This window comes from Brevibacterium picturae, from assembly GCF_030453725.1.
GTDB lineage: Bacteria > Actinomycetota > Actinomycetes > Actinomycetales > Brevibacteriaceae > Brevibacterium > Brevibacterium sandarakinum_A.
In genome coordinates this window covers 1-4,100 of the sequence record NZ_JAKDJU010000227.1, presented here as the reverse complement: position 1 = coordinate 4,100, position 4,100 = coordinate 1, and the positions used below count along the sequence as shown (strand labels likewise).

The window sequence follows — 4,100 nt, the reverse complement described above, 5'->3', positions numbered from 1 at the left end:
GGCGCCCTTCGACGACGTCAAGGTGAGACAGGCCTTCCGCCTCGTCGTCGACCGGGAGCAGATGATCGAACAGGTCCTCTCCGGATTCGGCACCCTCGGCAACGACATGTTCGGACCGCTGAGCGAGAACTACCCCGAGTTCCCGCAGCGCACACAGGACATTGCCAAGGCCAAGAAGCTCCTCGCCGAGGCGGGCTACCCCGATGGTCTCGACGTCGAGTTGGTCACGGCTCCGATTCAGTCCGGTGCCGTCGAATCCGCGCAGGTCTTCGCCCAGCAGGCCGCCGACGCCGGCATCCGGGTCTCAATCCGCAGGGTCGATGCGACAACGTTCTTCGGCGAGCAGTACCTGCAGTGGGATTTCGCCCAGGATTTCTGGTACACCCGTGACTTCCTGCCCCAGGTGATCTCCTGCGCCCTTGAAGAGTCACCTTTCAACGAAACCCATTGGGACGAGCCGGCGTTCAACAAGGTCTTCGACAAGGTGCGCGGCATTCCCGAGGTCGAGAAGAGACGCGATCTCGAACACGAACTGCAGAAGATGCTCTACGACGAAGGCGGTTACATCGTCTGGGGCTTCGCCAACCAGGTCGATGCCTTCCAGAAGTACGTCGGCGGGCTGGTCAAGAACTCCACGGGACGTCCCCTGAGCGGCTGGCGGTTCGACCGCGTATGGATCGGAAAGGTGTGACATGTTCGGAAAAGTCATCGGACGCAGGCTGATCTTCTCCGCCTTCATCCTCATCGCAGTCTCCCTCCTCGTCTTCGGCGCCACGCTCCTTCTGCCCGGCGACGCGGCCCGCGCAATCCTCGGCCAGCAGGCGACTCCGGAGCGCATCGCCGCACTCAACGAACAGCTGGGCCTCAACCAACCCGCTTGGCAGCGTTACTTCTCCTGGCTGGGCGGGCTCTTCGTCGGCGACTTCGGCACCTCGACGGCCAGCGGCGGTTCCGTGGCGCAGCTCCTGGGCGATCGCATCGGCAACTCGTTCATCCTCATGGCCATCGCCGCCATCATCTCCGTGCCTCTGGGCATCGGCTTGGGCGTCTACCAGGCACTGCACCGTGGCGGCCGGCGTGATCAGGCCATGACGGGCCTCAGCCTTGTCTTCGCGGCCATGCCCGAGTTCGTCATCGGCATCGGTCTCATCGCGATCTTCGCCACCTCCGTCTTCCAGATCCTGCCCGCCGTGACTCTGGCTCCGCCGGGCGAACCCGTGTGGGGCCGACCCGAGCAGCTCATCCTGCCCACCCTGACCCTCATCCTCGTCGTCACTCCCTACATTGTGCGGATGATGCGCGCGACGATGATCGAAGTCCTCGACTCCGGCTATGTGGAGATGGCCCGACTCAAGGGCGTACCCGAGAAGCGTGTCATCATGCGCCATGCGGTGCCCCACGCACTGGGCCCCGTCGCACAGGTCGTCGCGATCCAGCTGGCGTGGTTGGCCGGCGGCGTGGTCGTCGTCGAGTTCCTGTTCCGCTATCCGGGGCTGGGCCAAGCACTCATCGACGCGGTGACCTACCGTGACGTGCAGGTCGTGCAGGCGATCTCCATGCTCGTTGCCGCTGTCTACGTCGTGGTGAACCTGGCGGCCGATGTCGTCGGCATCCTCACCAACCCGAAGCTGAGGAGTGCAGCATGAGCACGAATACGAACAACCTCGACGAGCTCAAATCCAGCGCGGTCGACGGTGGTGAGGTGCCCAAGGAATCACAGACGACCTACACCCCGTTCTTCAAACGCGTGCTGGCGCAGAAGCAGGGCAAGATCGGTCTGACACTGACCATCATCGTCCTCCTCCTGGCGTTCTGCGGACCCCTGCTGCTGCCCTGGGCGACCGGCAACACCGCAACCGAGTTCGTCGCGAAGCCCTTCAGCCCCTACGGACTCTTCGGCTCCGACAATCTGGGACGCGATGTGCTCTCCCGGTTCATCGCCGGGGGGCTGACCCTCATCGTGTACTCAGTGCTCGCCACGGCCCTGGGCATGGTCCTGGGGGCGATCATCGGCATGCTCGCCGCCTATGTGGGTGGAACCTTCGACGCGATCGTCATGCGCCTCAACGATGTCATCCTCGCCATCCCGCAGCTGGTGTTCGCGCTGCTGGCGATCACAGTGCTGGGTCCGCAGGGGTGGGTGCTCGTGACCGTCATCGGCATCACCCACGCCCCGCGCATCGCCCGAGTCGCGAGGTCTGCGACCCTGGGCGTGATCACCGAGGACTACATCCTCGCCGCAGAGATGTACGCGATGCCGCGGTGGAAGGTGCTGCTGCGTGAGCTGCTGCCCAACATCACCGGCCCGCTCAGCGTCGAGGCCGGACTGCGCCTGACCTACTCCATCGGCTACATCGCCTCCCTGTCCTTCCTGGGACTCGGCCTGCAGCCGCCCGCGGCCGACTGGGGCCTGATGATCAATGAGAACCGGATCGCCCTGAGCATCCAACCCTGGGGTGTGCTGCTGCCGGTGATCGCCATCGCGTTGCTGACCATCGGCACCAACCTGCTCGCGGACTCCTTCGCCAGGGCCACCGCATCGACTTCAGTGGAGGCATGATGACCACCGAGACAACCACCGTCCACCACGATGATGCGGGCGCGCCGAACGAGAAGATCGTCCTGCGCGTGACCGATCTGAAGATCGCGACGACTGCCGGCAACGAGATCCTCCACGGAGTGAACTTCGCGCTGAGCCGCGGTGAGATCCTCGGACTCGTGGGGGAGTCCGGTTCGGGTAAGACCACTGCGGGCCTGGCCTGCATGGGCCACTTCCGAGAGGGTCTGAAGTTCGCCTCCGGGTCCGTGAGCCTGTGGCCCCGCGGTGATGACACCGCCGTCGAGGTGGTCGAACTCGACGAGGTGGCCGTGCGGTCCCTGCGCGGATCGCGGATCGCCTACATCCCGCAGGACCCGGCACTCTCGCTCAACCCCGCAATGCGAGTGGGCGAGCAGATCCGCGAGGTCCTCGACATCCACGGGTTCGGCAACTCCGATGCCGAACGCGTCGAGAGAGTCTCCAAGGTGCTCGTCGACGTCGGACTGCCCGGCGACAAGACCTATCAGAAACGCTGGCCGCACCAACTCTCCGGCGGACAGCAGCAGCGCATCGGCATCGCCATGGCCTTTGCCATGTACCCCGATGTGCTCATCCTCGACGAACCCACGACCGGTCTCGACGTGTCCACACAGGCCGTCGTCCTCGACACGATCCGGCAGATGACGGTCGCGAACAATGTCGCCGGCCTCTACATCACCCACGACCTCGCGGTGATCAAGGACATCTCCGACCGGGTGGCCGTGATGCTGCGCGGTGACCTCGTCGAAGAGGGCCCGGTCACGGCAGTCCTCGAAGACCCCCAGCATGAGTACACCAAGATGCTCATGTCGGCCGTGCCGGACCTCGCCGGGCGGAAGACCATCGGCGAAGGCGCGGCAGCTGAACCGGAGCCCGAGCCCGCGGCCACGCACATCCTCGTCAGCGCCGGGGAGACGTCGGAGGACTCGGCGTCGGGCTCTGGGGACTCTGCGGGAACGCAGGGGCGGACGGATTCTGCGGACGAGGGAGCCGCCTCGGCGAATGCATCGCTGCTGCAGGTCACCGATGTGGCGCTGGCATACGGGAAGGCCCAGATCCTCGACGGCATCAACCTCACCCTCGAACCGGGTGACTGCACGCTGCTGCTGGGGGAGTCGGGGTCGGGCAAGACGACGCTGTCCCGGTGCGTAGCCGGCCTCAACGACGACTACTCGGGTTCAGTGCGCCTGCGCGGCACGGAGTTGGCCAAGTCGACCAGGAAGCGGACGAACGAACAGCGAGTCGGCATCCAATACGTGTTCCAGTCACCGTTCTCCTCCCTCAACCCCAGACGGTCGATCGGCCAGTCGCTGACCGTGCCGCTGGAGATGAGCGGGAAGGGCACCGCCGCGAGCCGGAAGGCGCAGGTCGAAGAGGCCCTGGACTCGGTGCGTCTGGGGCGCAGCTTCTACCACCGCCGGCCAGGCGACTTATCGGGCGGTGAGCGGCAGAGAGCCGCGATCGCCCGGGCGCTGGTCAACCAACCCTCGGTCCTCGTCTGCGATGAGATCACCTCAGCACT

The 4,100-nt window shown here is 65.4% G+C and carries 4 protein-coding genes; all 4 read left to right on the top strand.

What is annotated here, in order from left to right:
* Positions 1 to 691, top strand: a 691-nt coding sequence (locus tag L0G76_RS14625; RefSeq protein ID WP_304357886.1) for an ABC transporter substrate-binding protein, incomplete at its 5' end; no start/stop codon positions are given.
* A 1-nt stretch (position 692) separates the two neighbouring features.
* The gene (locus L0G76_RS14620) at positions 693 to 1,646 is read left to right on the top strand and encodes an ABC transporter permease (protein WP_304357885.1); all 954 of its coding nucleotides are present in this window, start codon (positions 693 to 695) and stop codon (positions 1,644 to 1,646) included.
* Positions 1,643 to 2,560: an ABC transporter permease gene (locus L0G76_RS14615; RefSeq protein WP_304357884.1), complete on the top strand. Its 918-nt coding sequence runs from the start codon at positions 1,643 to 1,645 to the stop codon at positions 2,558 to 2,560. Before L0G76_RS14620 ends, L0G76_RS14615 begins: the two co-directional genes overlap by 4 nt.
* Positions 2,560 to 4,100, top strand: a 1,541-nt coding sequence (locus tag L0G76_RS14610; protein WP_304357883.1) for an ABC transporter ATP-binding protein, incomplete at its 3' end; no start/stop codon positions are given. The genes L0G76_RS14615 and L0G76_RS14610, both read left to right, overlap by 1 nt.